Origin of the sequence: Streptomyces sp. NPDC058758 (genome assembly GCF_042746075.1) — a bacterium.
Classification (GTDB): domain Bacteria; phylum Actinomycetota; class Actinomycetes; order Streptomycetales; family Streptomycetaceae; genus Streptomyces.
In genome coordinates, this window is the sequence record NZ_JBHYPS010000003.1 from 196,377 (window position 1) to 216,580 (window position 20,204).

General features: G+C 73.5%; 16 protein-coding genes and 1 pseudogene. 13 read left to right on the top strand and 4 right to left on the bottom strand.

The features are described from left to right. Positions 1-123: 123 nt before the first annotated feature. From ACFW6A_RS05670 to ACFW6A_RS05715, 10 genes are all read left to right on the top strand, one after another. A complete protein-coding gene (locus ACFW6A_RS05670; RefSeq protein ID WP_386485240.1) occupies positions 124-1,062 on the top strand; it encodes a carbohydrate ABC transporter permease in 939 nt (312 codons plus the stop codon). Further along, positions 1,059-1,979, top strand: coding sequence for a carbohydrate ABC transporter permease (locus tag ACFW6A_RS05675; RefSeq protein ID WP_351847209.1), 921 nt, complete (start codon positions 1,059-1,061; stop codon positions 1,977-1,979). Before ACFW6A_RS05670 ends, ACFW6A_RS05675 begins: the two co-directional genes overlap by 4 nt. Continuing rightward, the gene (locus ACFW6A_RS05680; RefSeq protein ID WP_386638852.1) at positions 1,976-3,157 is read left to right on the top strand and encodes a Gfo/Idh/MocA family protein; all 1,182 of its coding nucleotides are present in this window, start codon (positions 1,976-1,978) and stop codon (positions 3,155-3,157) included. The genes ACFW6A_RS05675 and ACFW6A_RS05680 overlap by 4 nt, the downstream gene beginning before the upstream one ends. Then, complete coding sequence (locus tag ACFW6A_RS05685; RefSeq protein WP_386638855.1) at positions 3,154-3,999, top strand: PmoA family protein; 846 nt, start codon at positions 3,154-3,156, stop codon at positions 3,997-3,999. The genes ACFW6A_RS05680 and ACFW6A_RS05685 overlap by 4 nt, the downstream gene beginning before the upstream one ends. Beyond that, positions 3,996-5,540, top strand: coding sequence for a family 43 glycosylhydrolase (locus ACFW6A_RS05690; RefSeq protein ID WP_386638858.1), 1,545 nt, complete (start codon positions 3,996-3,998; stop codon positions 5,538-5,540). The genes ACFW6A_RS05685 and ACFW6A_RS05690 overlap by 4 nt, the downstream gene beginning before the upstream one ends. A gap of 107 nt (positions 5,541-5,647) precedes the next feature. Then, positions 5,648-6,985, top strand: a complete 1,338-nt coding sequence (locus tag ACFW6A_RS05695; RefSeq protein ID WP_386638861.1) for an ABC transporter substrate-binding protein — start codon at positions 5,648-5,650, stop codon at positions 6,983-6,985. Further along, complete coding sequence (locus ACFW6A_RS05700; protein WP_386638864.1) at positions 6,982-7,809, top strand: rhamnogalacturonan acetylesterase; 828 nt, start codon at positions 6,982-6,984, stop codon at positions 7,807-7,809. Before ACFW6A_RS05695 ends, ACFW6A_RS05700 begins: the two co-directional genes overlap by 4 nt. A 12-nt stretch (positions 7,810-7,821) precedes the next feature. After that, positions 7,822-9,117, top strand: coding sequence for a polysaccharide lyase family 1 protein (locus ACFW6A_RS05705; protein ID WP_386638867.1), 1,296 nt, complete (start codon positions 7,822-7,824; stop codon positions 9,115-9,117). Between the two features lie 129 nt (positions 9,118-9,246). Continuing rightward, complete coding sequence (locus tag ACFW6A_RS05710; RefSeq protein WP_386638870.1) at positions 9,247-10,386, top strand: pectinesterase family protein; 1,140 nt, start codon at positions 9,247-9,249, stop codon at positions 10,384-10,386. 119 nt (positions 10,387-10,505) lie between these two features. Further along, positions 10,506-11,414, top strand: coding sequence for a DUF2382 domain-containing protein (locus tag ACFW6A_RS05715; RefSeq protein ID WP_386638873.1), 909 nt, complete (start codon positions 10,506-10,508; stop codon positions 11,412-11,414). Positions 11,415-11,469: 55 nt separating this feature from the next. On the opposite strand, the gene ACFW6A_RS05720 is transcribed toward ACFW6A_RS05715, so the two are convergent. Beyond that, on the bottom strand, positions 11,470-13,134 hold the full coding sequence (locus tag ACFW6A_RS05720) for a rhamnogalacturonan lyase B N-terminal domain-containing protein (protein WP_386638875.1): 1,665 nt from the start codon (positions 13,132-13,134) through the stop codon (positions 11,470-11,472). A gap of 206 nt (positions 13,135-13,340) precedes the next feature. Here ACFW6A_RS05720 and ACFW6A_RS05725 point away from each other — a divergent pair, with 206 nt between their 5' ends. The 3 genes and pseudogenes from ACFW6A_RS05725 to ACFW6A_RS05735 all read left to right on the top strand — a co-directional run bounded on the left by ACFW6A_RS05725 (position 13,341) and on the right by ACFW6A_RS05735 (position 17,713). Continuing rightward, entirely contained in the window at positions 13,341-14,678 is a 1,338-nt protein-coding gene (locus ACFW6A_RS05725) for a polysaccharide lyase family 1 protein (RefSeq protein ID WP_386638878.1), read from the top strand. A gap of 272 nt (positions 14,679-14,950) precedes the next feature. Beyond that, positions 14,951-15,424 (top strand): annotated as a pseudogene (locus tag ACFW6A_RS05730) (right-handed parallel beta-helix repeat-containing protein); the annotation flags it as partial. Between the two features lie 348 nt (positions 15,425-15,772). Further along, positions 15,773-17,713, top strand: a complete 1,941-nt coding sequence (locus ACFW6A_RS05735) for a pectinesterase family protein (protein WP_386639116.1) — start codon at positions 15,773-15,775, stop codon at positions 17,711-17,713. Between the two features lie 9 nt (positions 17,714-17,722). Here ACFW6A_RS05735 and ACFW6A_RS05740 read toward each other — a convergent pair whose 3' ends face one another. Genes ACFW6A_RS05740 through ACFW6A_RS05750 form a run of 3 tightly spaced genes read right to left on the bottom strand, consistent with a single transcriptional unit; the run spans position 17,723 to position 19,918 of the window. Continuing rightward, positions 17,723-18,355, bottom strand: coding sequence for a hypothetical protein (locus ACFW6A_RS05740; RefSeq protein WP_386638882.1), 633 nt, complete (start codon positions 18,353-18,355; stop codon positions 17,723-17,725). Beyond that, positions 18,355-18,897, bottom strand: coding sequence for a SigE family RNA polymerase sigma factor (locus ACFW6A_RS05745; RefSeq protein WP_386638885.1), 543 nt, complete (start codon positions 18,895-18,897; stop codon positions 18,355-18,357). Before ACFW6A_RS05745 ends, ACFW6A_RS05740 begins: the two co-directional genes overlap by 1 nt. Continuing rightward, positions 18,884-19,918 (bottom strand): LacI family DNA-binding transcriptional regulator, encoded by a 1,035-nt coding sequence (locus tag ACFW6A_RS05750; protein WP_386638888.1) that lies wholly within the window; start codon positions 19,916-19,918, stop codon positions 18,884-18,886. Before ACFW6A_RS05750 ends, ACFW6A_RS05745 begins: the two co-directional genes overlap by 14 nt. Between the last annotated feature and the right edge of the window lie 286 nt (positions 19,919-20,204).

Genomic DNA, 20,204 nt, shown 5'->3' on the forward strand with positions numbered 1-20,204 from the left:
TTCCTGTTCGAGATTCCGAACACCGTTCGCGAAGCGCTTCACCGGTGATTGAAAGCGCTTTCTGAACCTCTTTCGGACACCTCTCGCACTCCGCACCGCCCGCCCGAGAACGGAGCCGCCGTCATGGCCACAGCTGTGACCAAACCGCCCCGAGCCACCACGGCACGGGGGCGCCGCCGCACGGGAGCGACCCCCCGCCGGCTGCCGTATCTGCTCATAGCCCCCGCCGGCCTGCTCATGCTGGGCTTCATCGCCTACCCCGTGCTGAGCGTCTTCTACTACAGCCTCCAGCACTACAACCCCACCAAGCCCTGGCGGAACGGCTTCGCCGGCCTGGACAACTTCACGAAGATCTTCACCGACGACCCGCACTTCTGGGGCACCCTCACCTTCAGCCTCAAGTGGGTCGTGGTGGAGGTGACGCTCCAGCTGCTCTTCGGCCTGGCGCTCGCCCTCATCGTCAACCAGACCTTCTTCGGCCGTGCCCTGGGCCGGGCCCTGGTCTTCTCCCCGTGGGCCGTCTCGGGCGTGCTCACCTCCGCGATCTGGGTGCTGCTCTACAACTCCCAGACCGGCATCACCCGTTATCTGGCGGACCTCGGCATCGGCGAGTACGGCACCTCGCTGCTCTCCGACACCGGCACCGTCTTCTGGGCCGCGATCGTCGCGGACCTCTGGCGCGGCGTGCCCTTCTTCGCCATCCTCATCCTCGCCGACCTCCAGTCGATCCCGGGCGACCTGTACGAGGCCGCCGAGGTCGACGGAGCGGGCCGGCTGCGGCAGTTCTTCCACATCACGCTCCCGCACATCCGGGACGCGATCGTGCTCTCCACGCTGCTGCGCGCCGTGTGGGAGTTCAACAACGTCGACCTCCTCTACACCCTGACCGGCGGCGGACCCGCGGGCGTCACCACGACCCTGCCGCTGTACGTCGCCGAGACCAGCGTCGACGCCCACAACTTCGGTTACGCCTCCGCCCTCACCACGGTGGCGTTCGTGATCCTTCTCTTCTGCTCGATCGTCTATCTGCGCCTGAGCAAGTTCGGAGGCGACAGCAAGTGACCGCCGCAGCCACCCGCACCCGCACCGCCCCCGCCGGCGGGGCCGCGCCCCCCGCGGACCCGCCGGAGGGCACCCCGCCCGCCACCGCCCGCAAGCGGCACCGGGCCTGGGACGAGGTCCCCCGCTGGCAGATCTACCTGCCGCTGGGCGTCTACCTCGTCTTCACCCTGGTCCCCTTCTACTGGATCCTCCTCTTCGCCGTCCGCCCGGCCGGATCGACCTCGCTGCTGCCCTGGCCGATGACGACCGAGCACTTCGAGAAGGTGTGGACCGAGCGCAGCTTCGGGATCTTCTTCCAGAACAGCCTGCTCATCGGCGTCGCGGTGCTCGTCAGCACCACCCTGGTCGCACTGGCCGGCGGATACGCCCTGGCCCGCTTCGACTTCCGGATCAAGAAGGGCTTCATGCTGGCCCTGCTCTGCTCCCAGTTCGTGCCCGGCGCCCTGCTCCTCGTGCCGCTCTTCCAGATCTTCGCCGAGCTGAAGATGATCAACTCGATCGGCAGCGTCATCCTCGCCGAGACGGTCTTCCAGCTCCCGCTGTCGATGATCCTCATCAGCGGCTTCATCCGGAACGTGCCCCCCTCGCTGGAGGAGGCCGCCTGGGTCGACGGCTGCGGCCGCTTCCGCGCCTTCCTGATCGTCGTGCTGCCGCTGCTGCGGCCCGGTCTGGTGGCCGTCGGCTCCTTCGCCTTCGTCCACGCCTGGAACCACTTCCTCTTCGCCCTGATGTTCCTCAGCAGCCAGAGCAAGCAGACCATCCCGGTCGGCCTCAACACCCTCATGGGCGCCGACAGCGTCGACCTCGGCGCGCTCGCCGCGGGCGGCGTCATCGCCGCCGTCCCCGTCGTGATCGTCTTCGCCTTCATCCAGAAGTGGCTCGTCACCGGCTTCAGCGCCGGGGCGGTGAAGGGATGAGCCCCATGCCCGCACCCCTGTCCGTACGCGAACCCCTGCCCGTCGTCCTCGCCGGCGCCCGCGGCCACGGCCGCAGCCACCTCCTCAACATCCACCGCCTGGAACGGCTCGGCCTGGTCCGCCTGGCCGGCGTCTGCGAACTGCGCCCGCTCGACGCCGCCGAACTCGACGGACTCGGCGACCCCGCCCAGTCCGACGACTTCGAGGCGCTGCTCGCCGCCACCGGCGCGAAGCTCGCCGTCCTCAGCACCCCGATCCAGACCCACGCCGACATGGCGCTGGCCGCCGCCCGGCACGGCGCCGACGTCCTCCTGGAGAAGCCCCCGGCCCCGTCCTACGCGGAGTTCCGCCGGATGGCCGACGGCGTCGCACAGACCGGCCGGGCCTGCCAGATCGGCTTCCAGTCGCTCGGCTCGCACGCCGTCCCCGCCGTCCGCGACCTCATCGCCGACGGCGCCGTCGGCGAGGTCAGGGGCGTCGGCGCGGCCGGCGCCTGGGTCCGCGACGAGGCCTACTTCCGGCGCGCGCCCTGGGCCGGCCGGCGCCGCCTCGACGGCCTCGACGTCGTCGACGGGGCGCTGACCAACCCGCTCGCCCACGCCGTCGCCACCGCCCTCGCGCTCGCCGGGACCACCCGCGCCGAGGACGTGGCCGGCATCGAGACCGAACTGTTCCACGCCCACGCCATCGAGTCCGACGACACCTCCGCCGTCCGCGTCGCCACCACCGCCGGCTTCCCGGTCACCGTGGCCGCCACCCTCTGCGCGGAGGAGACCCGCGAGCCGTACGTGGTCGTGCACGGCACCCGCGGCCGGATCACCTTCTGGTACCGCGAGGACCGGGTCCTGCTCCAGCGGGCCGGCCACGGCCCCGAGGAGACCGTGTACGGCCGCACCGACCTCCTGGAGAACCTGCTCGCGCACGTCGCCGACGGCACCCCCCTGTGCGTGCCGCCGGAGGCGACCGGCGCCTTCATGCGGGTCGTCGAGGCGGTCCGCACCGCCCCCGACCCGCTGCCGCTGCCCGCCGCCCACTGGCGCGCCGAGACCGGCGGGAGCGCCCCGCGACGGGTCGTCGCGGACGTGGAGAAGCTGGTGGACGCGAGCGCCGAGCAGCTGCGGCTCTACTCCGAACTGGGCGCCCCCTGGGCGTCCCCGGCGCCGGCGGAGGCCCGATGAGCACCGCCACCGCCACCACGCTGCGCGCCGGAGGACGTACGGTCGCCCACTGCGTGACCCGGCCCGCGCTCGCCGCCGACCACTCCCCGCGCCCCTACCTCCACCCGGTGACGACGCTCGCCGGGCGGGCCGTCACCGAGGTGCTGCCCGAGGACCACGTCCACCACCTGGGCGTCTCCGTCGCCGTCCCGGACGTCGGGGGGCACAACTTCTGGGGCGGCCGGACCTTCGTCCGGGGCCGGGGGCCGGTCGAGCTCGACAACCACGGCGTGCAGCGCCACGACGGCTTCAAGCTGTGCGACCCGGACGGCTTCGTCGAGGAACTGACCTGGACCGCCGGCGGCGAGCGGCTGCTCGCCGAGCACCGCACCGTCGCCGCGGTCGCCCTCACCGACACGGCGTGGGCGCTCGACCTGACCTTCTCCGTCGCCAACGTCTCCGGCCGCGACCTGTCGATCGGCAGCCCGGCCACCAACGGACGCCCGGGCGCGGCGTACGGCGGCTTCTTCTGGCGCGCCCCCAAGGAGGCGTCCGCGCCCGGGGTGTTCGGACCCGACGCGGACGGCGAGGAGGCCGTGCACGGCGCCCGCGCCGACTGGGTGGCGCTGTGCGGCGACGGCTGGACGCTGGTCTTCGCCGGGGCGACCGCGACGACCCGGCGCGACCCGTGGTTCGTGCGGGCCGCCGAGTACCCCGGCGTCGGCTCCTCCCTCGCGTACGGGGAGCGGCTCGCGGTCCCGGCCGGCGGGACCTTCGTGCGGCGCGTGGTCACGGTCGTCGCCGACGGACGGCTGGACCGGGACGGGGCGGCGGCCCTGGTCCGCAGGGGGGTGGCGTCGTGACCGGCCCGTACGTGCCCGAGGTCACCGGGGACCTGGGCGACGGCACCTACCGCAACCCGGTCCTGGCGGCGGACTGGTCCGACCCGGACGTGGTCCGGGTGGGCGAGGACTTCTACCTCACCGCCTCCAGCTTCGGCCGCGCCCCCGGCCTGCCGCTGCTGCACTCCCGCGACCTGGTCAACTGGACGCTCGTCGGGCACGCCCTCGAACGGCTCGAACCGGAGGAGGCGTTCGCCGCCCCCCGGCACGACCGCGGGGTGTGGGCACCGTCCTTCCGCCACCACGACGGCCGGTTCTGGATCTTCTGGGGCGACCCCGACCACGGGATCTTCCAGATCAACTCCCCCGCGATCGAAGGCCCTTGGAGCCGCCCTCACCTGGTGAAGGAGGGCCTGGGACTGATCGACGCCTGCCCGCTGTGGGACGAGGAGACCGGCGAGGCGTACCTGGTGCACGGCTGGGCCAGGTCCAGGGCCGGCTTCAACAACCGGCTGACCGGACACCGGATGAGCCCCGACGGCACCGAGGTCCTCGACGAGGGCCGGACGCTGGTCGACGCCGACCTCGTCCCCGGCTGGTTCACCCTGGAAGGACCCAAGCTGTACCGGCACGACGGCCGGTTCTGGATCCTCGCCCCGGCCGGCGGGGTCGCCACCGGCTGGCAGGGCGCCTTCCGCGCGGACTCCTTCTTCGGCCCGTACGAGGAGCGGATCGTCCTCTCCCAGGGCGACACCGACGTCAACGGCCCCCACCAGGGCGGCTGGGTGCGCACCGGCGCGGGCGAGGACTGGTTCCTGCACTTCCAGCAGACCGGCGCGCACGGCCGGCTCGTCCACCTCCAGCCGATGCGCTGGGGCGAGGACGGCTGGCCGGTGCTCGGCGACGACGGCTCGCCCGTGCGCGTCCACCGCAAGCCCGCCCTGCCCCCGGGGCCCCCGGCCCGGCCGGTCGTGGACGACGCCTTCCCGGGCGGCGCCTTCGGGCCGCAGTGGTCGTGGACCGCCAACCCCGCCGCGGGGTGGACGCACGCGCACCCGGGGCAGGGGCTGCGGCTGGCCTGTGTCCGCACCGGGTCGGCCGACGACCTGCGGTCCGTGCCGCACGTGCTGACGCAGCGGCTGCCCGCCGGGGCCCGGAGCGTGGAGGTCCGGCTGCGGCTGGAGTCCGACGCCCCCGGGGCCCGGGCCGGACTGGTCGTGCTCGGCGACGCGTACGCCTGGATCGGCCTGGAGCGGGACGCCGGCGGCGGGCTGCTGCTCGTCCACCGCTTCGCGCCGGGCAACGCCGACCGGGAGCGGGACGCGGCCCGCGCCCTGCCCCTCGGCACCGACGAGGTGCTGCTGCGGATTGAGGTCACCGCCGACGCCCGCTGCCGCTTCTCCCACGACGCCGGCGAGGGACCCGTCCGGCTCGGCCCCGAGTTCGCGGCCACCCCCTGGCGGTGGGTGGGCGCCCTGCTCGGACTGTTCGCCGCCGCGCCCGAGGGCGAAGGGCACGCCGGGACGGGCGTGTTCACCGACTTCCGCACCCTGGCCGCCTAGGACCCGTCCGCCGGCCGCCGCCACCGCCCGCCGCACCCGGGCGGGCCCCGCACTCCCCCACGCGACACCCCCATCCCCCGCACCACCCCGAGAGAAGAGAGCCGACGATGACCATCTTCCCCGGACGGCGCAGAGCCGCCCTCGCCCTCGCCCTCTCCGGCGTCCTCGCGCTGACCGCCACCGCCTGCGGTGACGACGGCAGCGGCGGCGCCGGCGGCGAAGGGACCGAAGGATCGGGCAAGGGCAAGATCACCTTCTGGGACAACAACGGCGGTGTCCGCACCGACGTCTGGAAGGAGATCATCGCCGACTTCGAGAAGGCCAACCCGGACATCGACGTCGAGTACGTCGGCGTCGCCTCGAAGGAGGTCCAGTCCAAGTACGACACCGCCATCCAGGGCGGCGCGCTGCCGGACGTCGGCGGCGTCGGCGCGGCGATGCTCGCCGGGATCGCCGCCCAGGGCGCCCTGGAGCCGCTGGACGAGCGGATCGAGAAGAGCTCCCTGTTCGGCAAGCTGAACAAGGGCATGGTCGAGTCCGTGAAGGCGGCCGGCGGCCAGGACAAGCTCTTCACCGTGCCGACCTCCGCCAGCAACGGCGTCCTCTACTACCGCACCGACCTGTTCAAGGCCGCCGGTCTCGACGAACCCACCACCTGGACGAAGTTCTACGCGGCCGCCGACAAGCTCACCGCGAAGGGCGAGAACCGCTTCGGCTACACCATCCGCGGCGGCGCCGGCTCCATCGCCCAGGCCCTGGACGCCATGTACGGCCAGAGCGGGATCCAGAGCTTCTGGGAGGGTGACAAGACCACGGTCAACGACCCGAAGAACGTCGCCGCGCTGGAGAAGTACGTCGGCCTGTTCAAGAAGAACACCCCGGCCGCCGACGTCAACAACGACTTCACCAAGATGGTCGCCCAGTGGGACAGCGGCGAGATCGGCATGCTGAACCACAACCTCGGCTCCTACCAGGACCACGTGAAGGCCCTGGGCACCGAGAAGTTCCGCGGCATCCCGAACCCGACGCTCGACGACGGCACCCGGGTGATGGTGTCCAACCCGGTCGACGGCCTCGGCCTCTTCTCCTCCAGCAAGAACAAGGCCGCCGCCTGGAAGTTCATCGAGTTCGCGGCCGGTCACGAGTCCAACTCCAAGTGGAACAAGTCCGCCGGTGCCATCCCCGCCCACACCGAGGCGGCGCAGGACCCATGGCTCCAGGAGGCCGAGCCGACCAAGCTCGCCGCCGAGGTCCTCTTCAGCGGCAAGGCGACCATCGTCCAGCTGCCGTACTACCTGCCCGACTGGAACACCATCTCCAAGGCCGACAACGAGGCCAACTTCCAGAAGGTGCTGCTCGGTTCGATGTCGGCGAAGGAGTTCGCCGACACCCTCGCCAAGCAGCTGAACGAGGCCCAGGCCGAGTGGAAGTCGCAGAACAAGTGACGGTCGGCCGCCGCGAGGCGGTCGCGGCCGGGGCGGGCCTGGTGCTCGCCCTGGCCGCCCGGCCGGCCGCCGCCCGTACCGAGGAGCCCGCCGCCGAGGGCTCCTCCCCCCGCCCCCGCACCCTCTTCGTCGCCGGGGACTCCACCGCCGCGCAGAAGTACGCCGACGCGGCCCCCGAGACCGGCTGGGGCATGGCCCTGCCGTTCTTCCTCCACCGCGAACTGGCCGTCGCCAACCACGCGGTCAACGGCCGCTCCACCAAGAGCTTCCTCGACGAGGGCCGCCTCGAACCGATCGCGGCCGCCCTGCGCCCCGGCGACGTGCTGCTCGTCCAGTTCGGGCACAACGACTCCAAGAGCACCGACCCCACCCGGTACGCCGCCCCCCGGGGCGCCTACCAGGACAACCTGCGGATCTTCGTGGAGACCGCCCGCGCCCGGGGCGCCCACCCGGTGATCGCCACCTCCGTGGAACGGCGCCGCTTCGACGCCGCCGGGAACGCCCAGCGCTCGCTCGGCGACTACCCGGCCGCCGCCCGCGCGGTGGCCGCCGCCTCCGGCACGCCCCTCCTCGACGTCGAGGCCCTGTCGCTGGCGCTGTGGCAGCGGCTCGGCCCCGAGGCGACCAAGACGTACTTCAACTGGACCGCCACCGAGCAGGACAACACCCACTTCAACCCGCCCGGCGCCATCGAGGTGGCCCGGCTCGTCGCCCGCGAACTGCTCCGCACCCGGGTGCTCGCCCCGCGCGAGACCCGCCGGCTCGACGACGCCGTCCCCGCCCGCTGGATCACCTGGCCCCCCGCAGCCCCTTCCGCCTCCTGAGGAGAACCGCGCGTGAACAGAAGCACGAAGCTCGGAGCGGCGGCCGCCGCCGCCCTCGTCCTCGCCGTCACCGCGCCCGCCGCCGGCGCCCACCCCGGTCACCCGGCCGGACCCGACACGGCCCGCGCCACCCTCCCCGCCGGCGACGGCTGGGCCTCCGACGGCACCGGCACCACCGGCGGCGCCGCCGCCGACGCCTCCCGCGTCTTCACCGTCACCACCTGGGCCGAACTGCGGGCCGCCCTCGCCGTCCCCGGCACCGAGCCCCGGATCGTCAAGGTCGTGGGCACCCTGGACGCCGTCGAGGCCGGCTGCGCCGCCTTCGAGGCGCCCGGCTACGACTTCGACCGCTACCTCGCCGACTACGACCCGGCCGTCTGGGGGTACGAGAACGAGGTCAGCGGCCCGCAGGAGGAGCTGCGCGCCGCCTCGGCCGCCGCCCAGGGCCAGGCCATCAAGGTGAAGGTGCCCGCCCACACCACCCTCGTCGGCGTCGGCCGGGACGCCACGATCCTCGGCGGCAGCCTCCAGGTCACCGGCGTCGACAACGTGGTGATCCGCAACCTGAAGCTGGAGAGCCCGCTCGACTGCTTCCCCCAGTGGGACCCGACGGACGGCGCCACCGGCGCCTGGAACTCGGAGTACGACAGCCTGGTCGTGTACGGCTCCACCCACGTCTGGGTCGACCACAACACCTTCACCGACGGCCGGTACCCGGACGGTTCGCTGCCCGAGTACTACGGCGAGGTGTACCAGCAGCACGACGGCGAGCTGGACGTGGTGCGCGGCGCGGACCTCGTCACCGTCTCGTGGAACGTCTTCACCGACCACGACAAGACGCTGATGATCGGCAACAGCGACAGCGCGGGCGCCACCGACCGCGGCAAGCTCCGCGTCACCCTCCACCACAACCTCTTCGACGGCGTGGTGGAGCGGGCGCCCCGCGTGCGCTTCGGCCAGGTCGACGCGTACAACAACCACTACAGGGTGCCGGACGCGAACTACGTCTACAGCCTGGGCATCGGCCAGGAGTCGCAGCTGTACGCGGAGAAGAACGCCTTCACGCTCGGCTCCGGGGTGCCAGCCGGGCAGATCCTGAAGAAGTGGAAGGACGCGCCCGTCACCACCACCGGCAACTACGTCGACGGACGCCCGGTCGACCTGCTGGCCGTCCACAACGAGCAGTTCCCCGCGGAGGCGCTGCGCGGCGACGCGGGCTGGACGCCCACGCTGCGCACCCGGGTGGACCACCCGCTGGCCGTGCCCTTCCTCGTCGGCCACCACGCCGGCGCCGGCCGCCTGCGCTGACCCGCCCCCCGACCCCGGGCCGGGGCGGAGCGCGGCACCCCCGTCCCGTCGCGCCCGCCCCGGCCCGGTTCCCCTCCCCTCCCCCGCCTCCGCCCCTCTCCCTCCCACGCTCAGCGAAGGAGCATCCGCATGCCCTCGCACCACCCCCGCAGCGGCCCCGGCCGCCGTTCCTTCCTCGTCGGCGCCGGCGCGGCGCTCGCCGCCCTCGCGCTGCCTGCCGCCCCCGCGACGGCCGCGGAGCGCCCCGCCGGGCCCTTCGGCCGGTACGGTTCGCCGTCGGCCCGGCTGTCCGCGAAGACGCTGTACGTCCACCCCGGAGGCCTCGGCGACCACACCTCCGTCCAGGCCGCGGTGAGCGCCGCGTCCGGGGCCGGCTGGACGCTGGTGCTCGCGCCGGGCACGTACCGGGAGACCGTCGGGGTGAGCGCGGCCCGGACCGGCATGACGTGGATCGGGGCGAGCGGGGACGCGCGGGACGTCGTCGTGGTGTACGACAACGCGGCCGGCACCCCGAAGCCCGACGGCTCCGGCACGTACGGCACCACCGGCTCGGCGACGGTCACCCTCCAGGCCGCGGACTTCACCGCCCACGCGGTGACCTTCGCCAACGACTTCCTCCGCACCGACCTGCCGGGCAACCCGGGCACGCAGGCGGTGGCGCTGAAGGCGCAGGGCGACCGCTCGGCCTTCTTCCACTGCCGCTTCCTGGGGCACCAGGACACGCTGTACGCGGACTCCATGTCCCTGACGGCCTTCGCCCGGCAGTACTTCGCGCACTGCCACGTCGAGGGGGACGTGGACTTCGTCTTCGGGCGGGCCACGGCGGTCTTCGAGCACTGCCACTTCCGCACGCTGGTCCGCACCGACCTGGCCGGGGCGCCGTACGGCTTCGTCTTCGCCCCGTCGACGGCCCGCGCCAACCCGCACGGCTTCCTGGCCTCCCGGTGCCGGGTCACCAGCGAGGCCCCGGACGGCTTCTACAAGCTGGCCCGGCCGTGGGTGCCCGGCTCGGACCCCACGGCGTGGCCGTCGCTGGTGGTCCGGGAGAGCGTCCTGGGCGCGGGGATCGACGCGGTGGCGCCGTACGCGGACATGCGGGCCGAGCACCCCTGGCAGGAGCAGCGCTTCGCGGAGTACCGCAACGCCGGCCGCGGCGCGGAGGGCACCGTGCCGGAGAACCGTCCGCAGCTCACCGCGGGACAGGCGGCGGAGGCGACCCGGGCGGTGTACCTGGGCGGCTGGGAGCCCGTGGCGCCGGTCTGCCCCTGAGCCATCGATTTAACGGTCAACCGGTCATCGATCAAACAAATATGGGGTGTGCGGGGGATGTTTCTCCCTCTTGTCGCCGGTTAGTCGCCGGGTGACCGCGACAAGCCTGGAGGGTGGACATGATCGCCCAGGAACAGATTCCCACCGTGCTGGACCATCCCGTGTACGACACCGAGGGCAAGAAGATCGGGGACGCCAAGCACGTCTTCCTCGACGACGCCACCGGCCGTCCCGAATGGGTCACCGTCAAGACCGGACTGTTCGGCACCAGCGAGTCCTTCGTGCCGATCAGGGACGCCTCCGTGGTGAGCGACCACCTGGAGGTGCCCTACCCCAAGGACCGCGTCAAGGGCGCTCCGCACGTCGACGTCGACGGCGGCGGCCACCTGGACGCGAGCGAGGAGCAGCGGCTCTACGAGTACTACGGCATCGCCTGGGACGAGGCGTGGCAGCGGGCGAACGAGCCCGGTGAGCGCGGCTGGGCCCACGGCGACGGCACCGGGACCGCGGGCGCGGCCGGTACGGCGGGCACGGCGGGCATGGCCGGCGCCGCCGGTACGGCCGGCATGGCGGGCACGGCCGGGATGACCGGGCGGACCGGCTCGACCGGCAGGGAGGAGTCGTCCGGGGACGCGATGACCCGGTCCGAGGAGCAGATGCACGTCGGCACCGAGCAGGTCGAGACCGGCCGCGTCCGGCTCCGCAAGTACGTCGTCACCGAGGAGGTCCAGCAGACGGTTCCGGTGAGCCACGAGGAGGTCCGCGTGGTGCGCGAGCCGATCACGGACGCCAACCGCGACGAGGCCCTGTCCGGCCCCGAGATCACCGAGGCCGAGCACGAGGTGACGCTGCACGAGGAGCGTCCGGTGGTCGAGACCCGGGCCGTGCCCGTCGAGCGGGTCCGCCTGGAGACCGACGAGGTCACCGAGGAGGAGACCGTCACCGGCCAGGTCCGCAAGGAGCGGATCGAGATCGAGGGCGAGGACACCGGCGTCGTCCGGGACTCCGGCGAGGAGTTCCGCAAGTGAGGAACCCTCCTCCGGGGGCCGGACGGCATCGCCGTCCGGCCCCCGCGCCGTGGTCTCAGACCAGGAGGTCCACGCAGTCCAGGGCGGTGCCCGGGCTCAGGAAGCCGGTGCCGGTCGAACCGCTGACGACGTTCAGCCGGAGCACGTTGTACTGGGACGGGTCCGTCTTCCAGGCGCTCGCCGGGACGCTGTAGGTGAAGGTGTGGTTGTTGCCCCGGTAGGTGCCGTTGGTGAGGGAGCGGGTCGACGGCTGGGCGGGCGGTGACGGGATCGGCGAGACCCAGGTGTCGTTGACGGTGACCCGCGGGCGGCCGTTGAGGAAGGCGGTGGTGACGCCGATCCGCAGGATGTGGGCGGCGGCGGCCTGGGCGGCGGTGAGCCGGAAGTGGACCAGGAAGCCGTCGTTGACGTCCTTCCAGAGGTAACAGGGCACGGCGGCGGCGGGATCGGTGCCATCGACGACGACGTTCCCCGTCCAGGCGGCGGCCCGGACGTCGGCCGGGTGGGCGTACGTCATGAGCGCGGCGTTCTTGAAGCCGGCGGGGGTTCCGTCCCAGTCGCCGAGGCGCCAGAGGGCGGGGGCGGTGCTCGGGTCGCCGGTGATCGTGAGCGTGTGCAGGGCGGTGGCCGCGCCGGCGGTGACGGTCACCGTGGTGGTGTGGACGGCGAGTTCGCCCTTGTGGACGGTGAGGGCGTACGTCCCCGGGAGCATGCCCCGGCAGGAGTACGCGCCGGTGCCGGCGGCGGCCCGGGTCCAGTACTGGGCGTCGGCGTTGGCGAAGCCGATCGTGTACGGGTGGGCCGGGTCCATGCCGGCGAGGCCGACGCCGGCCACGCGGCCGCGTCCGGCGGCACCGACCCAGCCGGGGATCCCGAGCGGGTCCACCCAGCCGGTGTCGTGGTTCGCGGCGAAGAGCGCCGGGTCGGGGGCGCCGCCGTCGGTGAAGGCGAGCAGGTACGGCCCCTGGAGGCCGAAGCGCATGGGCTCGGTCTGCGACTGCTCGTAGTGGAGGATCTCGTAGAGTCCGACGCCCAGTTCGTTGGAGTGGCGCAGCAGCGAGCGGTAGAAGGGGCCGCCGGACGCCTTCTCGTGGTTGGAGCGGACCATCCAGAGGCCGACCGTGCCCGTGGTGTACCCGATGTGGTCGTAGTCCATGACGCGGACGCCGGAGTAGTGCTTGGAGCGGGTCTGACCGTCGGCGCGCCGCCAGACGTCGCCGGCCTCGATGACGGTGTCGGCGCCCTCGACCCAGGAGTCCGGGCCCTCGTTGGGGAAGACGCCGGGCTTGAGGCGGGCGATGAAGCGGGTGGCGGTGAAGGAGGTGTCGGCCTTGTCGGTCCACAGGTAGACGTTGTTGTGGCCGGAGCGGGCCGCGTAGTAGTGGCGCAGGGTGCCGTGGACGACGGTGACGAGGATCGTGGCGCCGACCTGCCGGAGGGTGACGGTGGAGGCGCCGAGGCCGGACTCGACGTGGGAGTGCTTGCCGCCGTAGCCCTCGTACTCCTTGCCCTTGTAGACGAGGGAGGTGAGGTCGCCGGTGGTCTTGGAGACCTTGAAGACGAGTCCGGCGCCGGTGTCGAGGACGTAGTGCGCGCCGTCGTCGCTCCAGCCGAAACCGGCCGCGCGGGCGGTTTCGGCGACCGCGGCGGTGGCGGCGAGCGAGGTGGCGGCGACGGCGGCGCCGAGGACGGTACGGCGGCCGACGGGGCGGGTGCTCATGGGGTGCGGCTCCTTCGGTGGGCTGGGGGACAGCCGTAGGTCGCCGCGGGGCGGGAAAGGGTTGCCTCCTCCTTCGAAACGTTTCAAAGAAGTTTCCGCTTGATTAGTTATCGATGTTGACTAATAGGGAGCCGGTCCCTACGGTCGTCGCAGCCCCATGGAGAAAGCGCTTACTACCCGGCTGTGCCCGGGAAGAAGGAGAGCCCATGAGAAGCGACCGCAGACGGAACCGGACGGCGGCCCGGCTCGCGCTCGCCGCCGCGCTGACCGCCGCCCTCACCGCCGTACCGGCCTCCGCGCAGTCCGGCCCCGGCCGCTATCCCGACCTGAGCCGCGAGGTCCTCCCGGACGGCGACGGCTGGGCCGCCGCCGAGGGCGGCACCACCGGCGGGTCCGCCGCCGACGCCGCCCACGTGTACACCGTGCGCACCCGCGCCGAACTGGTCCGCGCCCTCGACGGCGGCAGCGCCGTACCGAAGGTCATCCGGGTCGCCGGGACGATCGACGCGAACACCGACGACGCCGGACGGCCCCTGTCCTGCGACGACTACGCCACCGACGGGTACTCCGTGGCCGGCTACCTCGCCGCCTACGACCCCCGCACCTGGGGCGCGGCCAAGCCGTCCGGGCCCCAGGAGGACGCCCGGCGGGCCTCCGCCGCCCGGCAGGCCGAACGGGTCGTGCTCGCCGTCGGCCCGAACACCACCCTGATCGGCGCCGGTCCGCGCGCCGGACTGCGCGGCGCCGCCCTCCAGGTCGAGGGCGCCTCGAACGTCATCGTCCGCGACCTCGAACTCGCCGACGCCTACGACTGCTTCCCGGTCTGGCAGCCCAACTCCGGTGGCCTGGGCGACTGGAAGTCCGCCTACGACACCCTGTGGCTGCGCGGCGCCCGGAACGTCTGGGTCGACCACGTCACCTTCAGCGACAAGGGCCACCCGGACGCCGCCGAACCCATGTACTTCGGGCGGAACTTCCTCCGCCACGACGGGCTCCTCGACATCACCAACGGCTCCGACCTGGTGACCGTGAGCTGGAGCCGCTTCTCCGGCCACGACAAGGCCGTGCTGATCGGCAACGGCGACGGAGTCCTCACCGACCGGGGGAAGCTGCGGGTCACCCTGCACCACAACGAGTTCACCGGGATCGTGCAGCGCGCGCCCCGGGTCCGCTTCGGCCAGGTCCACGTCTACGACAACCGGTACGTGGTCCCCGAGGACGCCCACGACTACCGCTACTCGATCGGCGTCTCCACGGAGTCCTCGGTGGTCGCCGAGAACAACTCCTTCACCACGCCCGCGCACGTGGAGGCCGCCGACCTGGTGAAGAGCTGGAACGGCACCGCCCTCCTGGCGCGCGGCAACGTCTTCAACGGCTACCCCGTCGACCTGCTGGCCCTCTACAACGCCTACAACTCGGGCAGCGAGCGCGACCTGACGGACCAGGTCGAGCGGCTGCCGGGCCCGCACGGACCGATCGAGGACGCCGCCGCGGCCGACCGCGCGGTGGCCCGCCACGCCGGCGCCGGCCGCGCCGCCCGCTGAACCCCCTCCCCTCCCCAGGAGTTCGAGTCGTGAACCGTTCCTCCGCACCGCCCCGCACCGGACGACGGGCCGCAGCCCGCGCCCTCCTCGCCGGCGCACTGCTGGCCGCCCTCGCCCCCGCCCTGCCCGCCCGGGCCGCCGAACCCGCCGAACCCGCCGGCACCGCCGCCGCGACGGCCGGCACCGGGACCGACCGCTGGTCCGACACCGCGCACGGCTTCGCCTCGCTCGCCGGGGGCACCACCGGCGGCGCGGGCGGCGAGGTCGTCACCGTGACCGACGCCGTCGCCCTCGCCCGCTACGCGTCGGCCCCGGAGCCCTACGTCATCCAGGTCTCCGGCTCCCTCACCCTCCAGCCCTTCGGCACCGAGGTCACCGTCGCCTCCGACAAGACGATCCTCGGTCTCGGCGACACCGCCGAACTGGTCCACGGCGGGCTGCACCTGAACCCCGGCACCCACAACGTGATCATCCGCAACCTGACGATCCGGGACACCGCCGTCGAGGGCGACTGGGACTGCAAGAACACCGACTACGACGGCATCCAGATGGACTCGGTCCACCACGTCTGGATCGACCACAACCGCTTCTCGCGGATCTGCGACGGCCAGCTCGACATCCGCAAGGACAGCGAGTACGTCACCGTCTCCTACAACCGCTTCGAGGACAACAACAAGACCTTCGGGATCGGCTGGACGCCGAACGTCCGCACCCAGATCACCATCGACCACAACCTCTTCGCCCACACCAAGCAGCGCAACCCCTCGGCCGACAACGTCGCCTACGCCCACCTCTACAACAACCACCTGACCGCGCAGAACGACCCGGCCGACCCGGTGTGGACCTACGGCAACTGGTCCCGGGGCCGCACGAAGATGGTCATCGAGAACAGCTACTACGAGGACGTCCAGCACCCCTTCCAGGCCGACGCCACCGCCGAACTCGTCCAGCGCGGCTCGATCCTGCGCAACACCAGCGGCCGGCACGACACCCACGGCGCCGCCTTCGACCCGCGCTCCTTCTACGACTACCGGCTCGACCCGGCGAGCGCCGTGCCCGCGCTGGTGAACCGCTTCTCCGGCCCGCAGAAGAAGATCGGCGAGCCCGCCGGACGGGCCGCCGCCCCAGCGACCGCCGCCGACTGGACCGACGACGCCGCCGACGGCTTCGCCTCGGTGAACGCCCTCGGCCAGAACGGCACCCACGGCGGCCGGGACGGACGGACCGTCCTCGCCACCACCCTCGCCGACCTGGAGAAGTACGCGACGGCGCCGGAGCCGTACACCGTCGTCGTCCGGGGCACGATCACGATGGTCCCCAAGGGCCGCGAGATCAAGGTCGCCTCGGACAAGACCATCGTCGGCGAGGGCACCACGGGACACCTCGTCGGCGGCGGCTTCTTCCTCGGCACCGGCGTGCACAACGTCATCATCCGCAACCTGACGATCCGCGACTCCTCGGAAGGGATCTGGAACGACGACGAGCACGACTACGACGCCATCCAGATGGACGGCGCCCACCACGTCTGGATCGACCACAACTCCCTGCGGAACCAGGCCGACGGCCTGATCGACAGCCGCAAGGACACCACCTACGTGACGATCTCCTGGAACCGCCTGAGCGACAACAACAAGACCCTCGGCATCGGCTGGACGCCGAACACCACCGCCGCGCTCACCCTGCACCACAACTGGATGTACGAGACCCAGCAGCGCAACCCCTCCGCCGACAACGCGGCCCGCGCCCACCTCTACAACAACTACCTCCAGGACGACCCGGCCGGACCGGTCGCCGTCGCCTACGGCAACTACGCCCGGGGCGCGACCCGGATGGTCCTGGAGAACAGCTACTTCGAGGGGATCAGGAACCCCGTCACCAAGGACGCGACCGCCGCGCTCGTCCAGCGCGGCAACGTCTTCGACGGCACCGCCGGCCGCAACGAGTCCGGCCCCGACTCCTCCGGCGCCGGGGCCTTCGACCCGGCCGCCGCCTACCCGTACGCGCTCGACCCGGCGTCCGAGGTCCCCGCCCTCGTCACGGCGGGCGCCGGACCGCGCGCCGCGATCGGCGTCCTCGCCCCGACGGTCCTCACCGTCGCCGCCGACGGCTCCGGCGACCACACCACCGTGCAGGCGGCCGTCGACGCCGTCCCCGCCGGGAACGCGCTGCCCGTCACCGTGGCCGTCGCCCCCGGCGTCTACCGGGAGACCGTGCGGATCCCGCGCACCAAGCGGTTCGTCACCGTGCAGGGCACCGGGCCGAGCCGCCGCGACACCCGGATCGAGTACGCCAACTCCGCCGGCACGCCGAAGCCGGACGGCTCGGGGACGTACGGCACCAGCGGCAGCGCCTCCTTCGCCGTGGAGGCGGACGACACCCGGCTGCGGAACCTGAGCGTCGTCAACTCCTTCGACGAGGCCGCCCACCAGGCGCAGCCCGGCCACCAGGCGGTCGCCCTGCGCACCGCGGCCGACCGGATCGACCTGTACGGGCTGATCGTCGAGGGCGACCAGGACACGCTCCAGACCGACTCGGCGTCCCGGGACGCCGTGGGCCGGGTGCGGCTGGCGAACTCGTACGTCTCCGGGAACGTCGACTTCGTCTTCGGGCGGGGCACGGTCGTCGTCGACGGCTCGGTCCTCACCCTGAGCAAGCGGTGGGACGGCAGCTCGGCCGGATACGTGACCGCGCCGTCGACCGCCGCCGGCCACCGGGGCCTCCTGATCACCCGGTCGGTGATCGACGGCGACGTGGCGGCGGGCAGCTTCCACCTCGGCCGGCCCTGGCACGCGGGCGGCGACGCCACCCTCGACCCGCAGACCGTGGTCCGCGACAGCCGCCTCGGCGCGGCCGTCCGCCCGGCGCCCTGGACCGACATGAGCGGCTTCTCGTGGCGGGACGACCGCTTCGCCGAGTACCGCAACCTCGGCCCGGGCGCCGGCCCGCTCTCGGCCGACCGGCCGCAGCTGACGGACGCGCAGGCCGCCGAGCACGAGACCGCGGACTGGCTGGGCGACTGGACGGCCTCCGGCTGACCCGCCGCGTCAGCCGAAGCCGCCCCTGAGGGTGGTGCGGCCGCCGCCGGGGGCGGTGAGGACGACGGTGTACGCGTCGGCCGAGGCGTCCCGGGTGCCCTCGGCGTGGTTGTACTGGGCGGCGAAGGTGTGCGGGCCCGCCGGGACCGTGCGGCCCTCCTTCAGCGTCCAGCGGTAGACGAGGGCGCCGGCCTCGTCCGCGACCGTGACGGCGAAGTCGTCGGCGGAGCGGGTCTGCCAGTGCCCGGTGCTGACGACCCCACCGGTGTGCGCCACCCGCAGCTCGACCGTGAGGCCCGTGACCTCGCCGTCCGTCGTGACGGCGAGGTCGCTCTGCGCCCACCACCTGTTGCTGCCGGGGTCGACGGTGCCGGCCGCGCGGGCCGCCGGGCCGGGCGCGACGGCGACGGCCGGCGGCGCGGGCCGGTCCTGGAGGGCGGTGACGGCGAGGCCGCCGAGGGCGGCGACGGCCACGACGGTCGCGGCGACGGCGACCGTGGCCGTCCAGCGGCGGCGGGGCAGCCCGGCGCGGGCCGGCGGGGCGGCCATGCCGCGCTCGACGCGGGCCAGCATCCGGGCGCGGTCCGGGCGGTGCGCGGCCGCCGCCTCGCGCAGCTCGCCGCGCAGCCGTGTCTCGTCCATCAGCGCCTCCCCGCGGCGAGTTCGGTGGCGGCCCGTCCGCCGAGCAGCCTCTGGAGTTCGGCCATGCCCTTGGCGGTCTGGCTCTTGACCGTGCCGACCGAGACGCCCAGGGCCAGGGCGGTGTCCCGCTCGGAGAGGTCGAAGGCGTGGCGGAGCACGACGCAGGCCCGCTTGCGGAAGGGGAGGGCGCGCAGCGCGGTCCGCACGTCGACGACGGCGGGCACGTCCGGGTCCTCGGTGTGCTCGGGGCGGCGGTCCCAGAAGGCGGCGATCCGGCGGCGCTCGCGGACGGTGCCGCGGATGCGGGTGCGGACGAGGTTGGCGACGACGCCCCGGGCGTAGGCGGCGGGGTGGTCGGCGGCGCGGACCCGGTCCCAGCGGTGCCAGAGCGCGAGCATGGCGTCGGCGGCGAGGTCGTCGGCGGCGTCGGTCTCGCCGGTGAGGAGGTGGGCGAGGCGGGCGAGTTCGGCGTAGTGGCGGTCGAAGAAGGCGCGGAACTCGGCCGCGCCGTCCCCCTCCCCGCCCGGCTCAGCCCCGGCCACGGCCGTCCCCCGGCGCGGCGGGCGCCGGGCCGGTGCCGGCGCGGACGGTGAGGCGGGGGGCGAGCAGCTCGGTCTCGGGGGCGGCCCCGCCGCGCAGCCGGGCGACGAGCCGCTCGACGGCGATCCGCCCCATGTCCTGGGCGGGCACGGCGACGGCGGTGAGCGGTACGGAGGCGTGGGCGGCGACCTGGTCGGGGCAGACGGCGGCGACGGAGACGTCCTCGGGGACGGCGCGGCCCTGGTGGCGCAGGACGGCGAGGAGCGGTTCGACGGCGGCCTCGTTCTGCACGAGGAGGGCGGTGGTGCCGGGGCGTTCCTCGAAGATCCGGGTGACGGCGGCGAAGACGGCCGCGTAGGTGCCGTCGACGGGCCGGTGGAGCAGGTCGACGCCGTGCTCGGCGGCGGCGGCGCGGACGCCGGCGAGGGTGCGCTCGGCGTAGCCCGTGCCCCGGGCGTAGACGGCGGGGGGTTCGCCGAGGACGGCGAGGCGGCGGTGGCCGAGGCCGGCGAGGTGGTCGACGCAGCGGGCGCCGGCGGCGGCGAAGTCGAGGTCCACGCAGTCGAGCCCGGCGGGGTCGGCGGGCAGGCCGACGAGGACGGCGGGCCGCTCGGCCTCCCGGAGCAGGGGCAGGCGGGGGTCGTCGAGCTCGACGTCCATGACGATCATGCCGTCGGCGATGGCGCTGCCCTCGACGCGGCGGACGGCCTCGGAGCCCTCCTCGCCGGTGAGCAGCAGCACGTCGTAGCCGTGGGCGCGGGCCGTGGTGGTGACGGCCATGGCGATCTCCATCATGACCGGCACGTAGAGGCCGGCGCGCAGCGGCATCATCAGGGCGAGGATGCTGGTCCGGCCGCCGGCGAGGGCGCGGGCCCCGGCGTGCGGGCGGTAGCCGAGCGCGTCGATGGAGTGCTGGATGCGTTCGCGGGTGGCGGTGGAGATGGACCGCTTGCCGCTCAGGACGTAGCTGACGGTGCTGGCCGACACACCGGCGTGACGGGCGACGTCGGCGAGGGTGACCACGTGCGCGCTCCTCGGCTGGTCCGGGCGGGTGCGCCGGGATGGGGTGGAGGGCCTCCGGAGGCGGCGGAGGGTTCTCCGGGGTGGCGGGGTGCCCGTCGGCGACGGGACCCCGACCCTAAGCGGCCGCTCGTCGGACTGTCCAGGCGGGGCGCGAAGAGTCCAAGGGCCGGGGGGCCGGGCGGGGTTGTGCCGGGGCGTGCGGCGGGGTGGGATGGAACCGGTCGCGCAAGCGCTTTCCGGCGGTGTCTCTCCTCCCCGCCCTCCTTCGCTCTCCCCCTCCTCCTTT

Excerpts from the sequence above, each read along its gene's own strand:
- ACFW6A_RS05685 (WP_386638855.1), top strand. The coding sequence starts at position 3,154 with ATGAGCACCGCCACCGCCACCACGCTGCGCGCCGGAGGACGTACGGTC.
- ACFW6A_RS05725 (WP_386638878.1), top strand. The coding sequence starts at position 13,341 with ATGAGAAGCGACCGCAGACGGAACCGGACGGCGGCCCGGCTCGCGCTC.
- ACFW6A_RS05720 (WP_386638875.1), bottom strand. The coding sequence starts at position 13,134 with ATGAGCACCCGCCCCGTCGGCCGCCGTACCGTCCTCGGCGCCGCCGTC.
- ACFW6A_RS05695 (WP_386638861.1), top strand. The coding sequence starts at position 5,648 with ATGACCATCTTCCCCGGACGGCGCAGAGCCGCCCTCGCCCTCGCCCTC.
- ACFW6A_RS05680 (WP_386638852.1), top strand. The coding sequence starts at position 1,976 with ATGAGCCCCATGCCCGCACCCCTGTCCGTACGCGAACCCCTGCCCGTC.
- ACFW6A_RS05670 (WP_386485240.1), top strand. The coding sequence starts at position 124 with ATGGCCACAGCTGTGACCAAACCGCCCCGAGCCACCACGGCACGGGGG.
- ACFW6A_RS05715 (WP_386638873.1), top strand. The coding sequence starts at position 10,506 with ATGATCGCCCAGGAACAGATTCCCACCGTGCTGGACCATCCCGTGTAC.
- ACFW6A_RS05710 (WP_386638870.1), top strand. The coding sequence starts at position 9,247 with ATGCCCTCGCACCACCCCCGCAGCGGCCCCGGCCGCCGTTCCTTCCTC.
- ACFW6A_RS05740 (WP_386638882.1), bottom strand. The coding sequence starts at position 18,355 with ATGGACGAGACACGGCTGCGCGGCGAGCTGCGCGAGGCGGCGGCCGCG.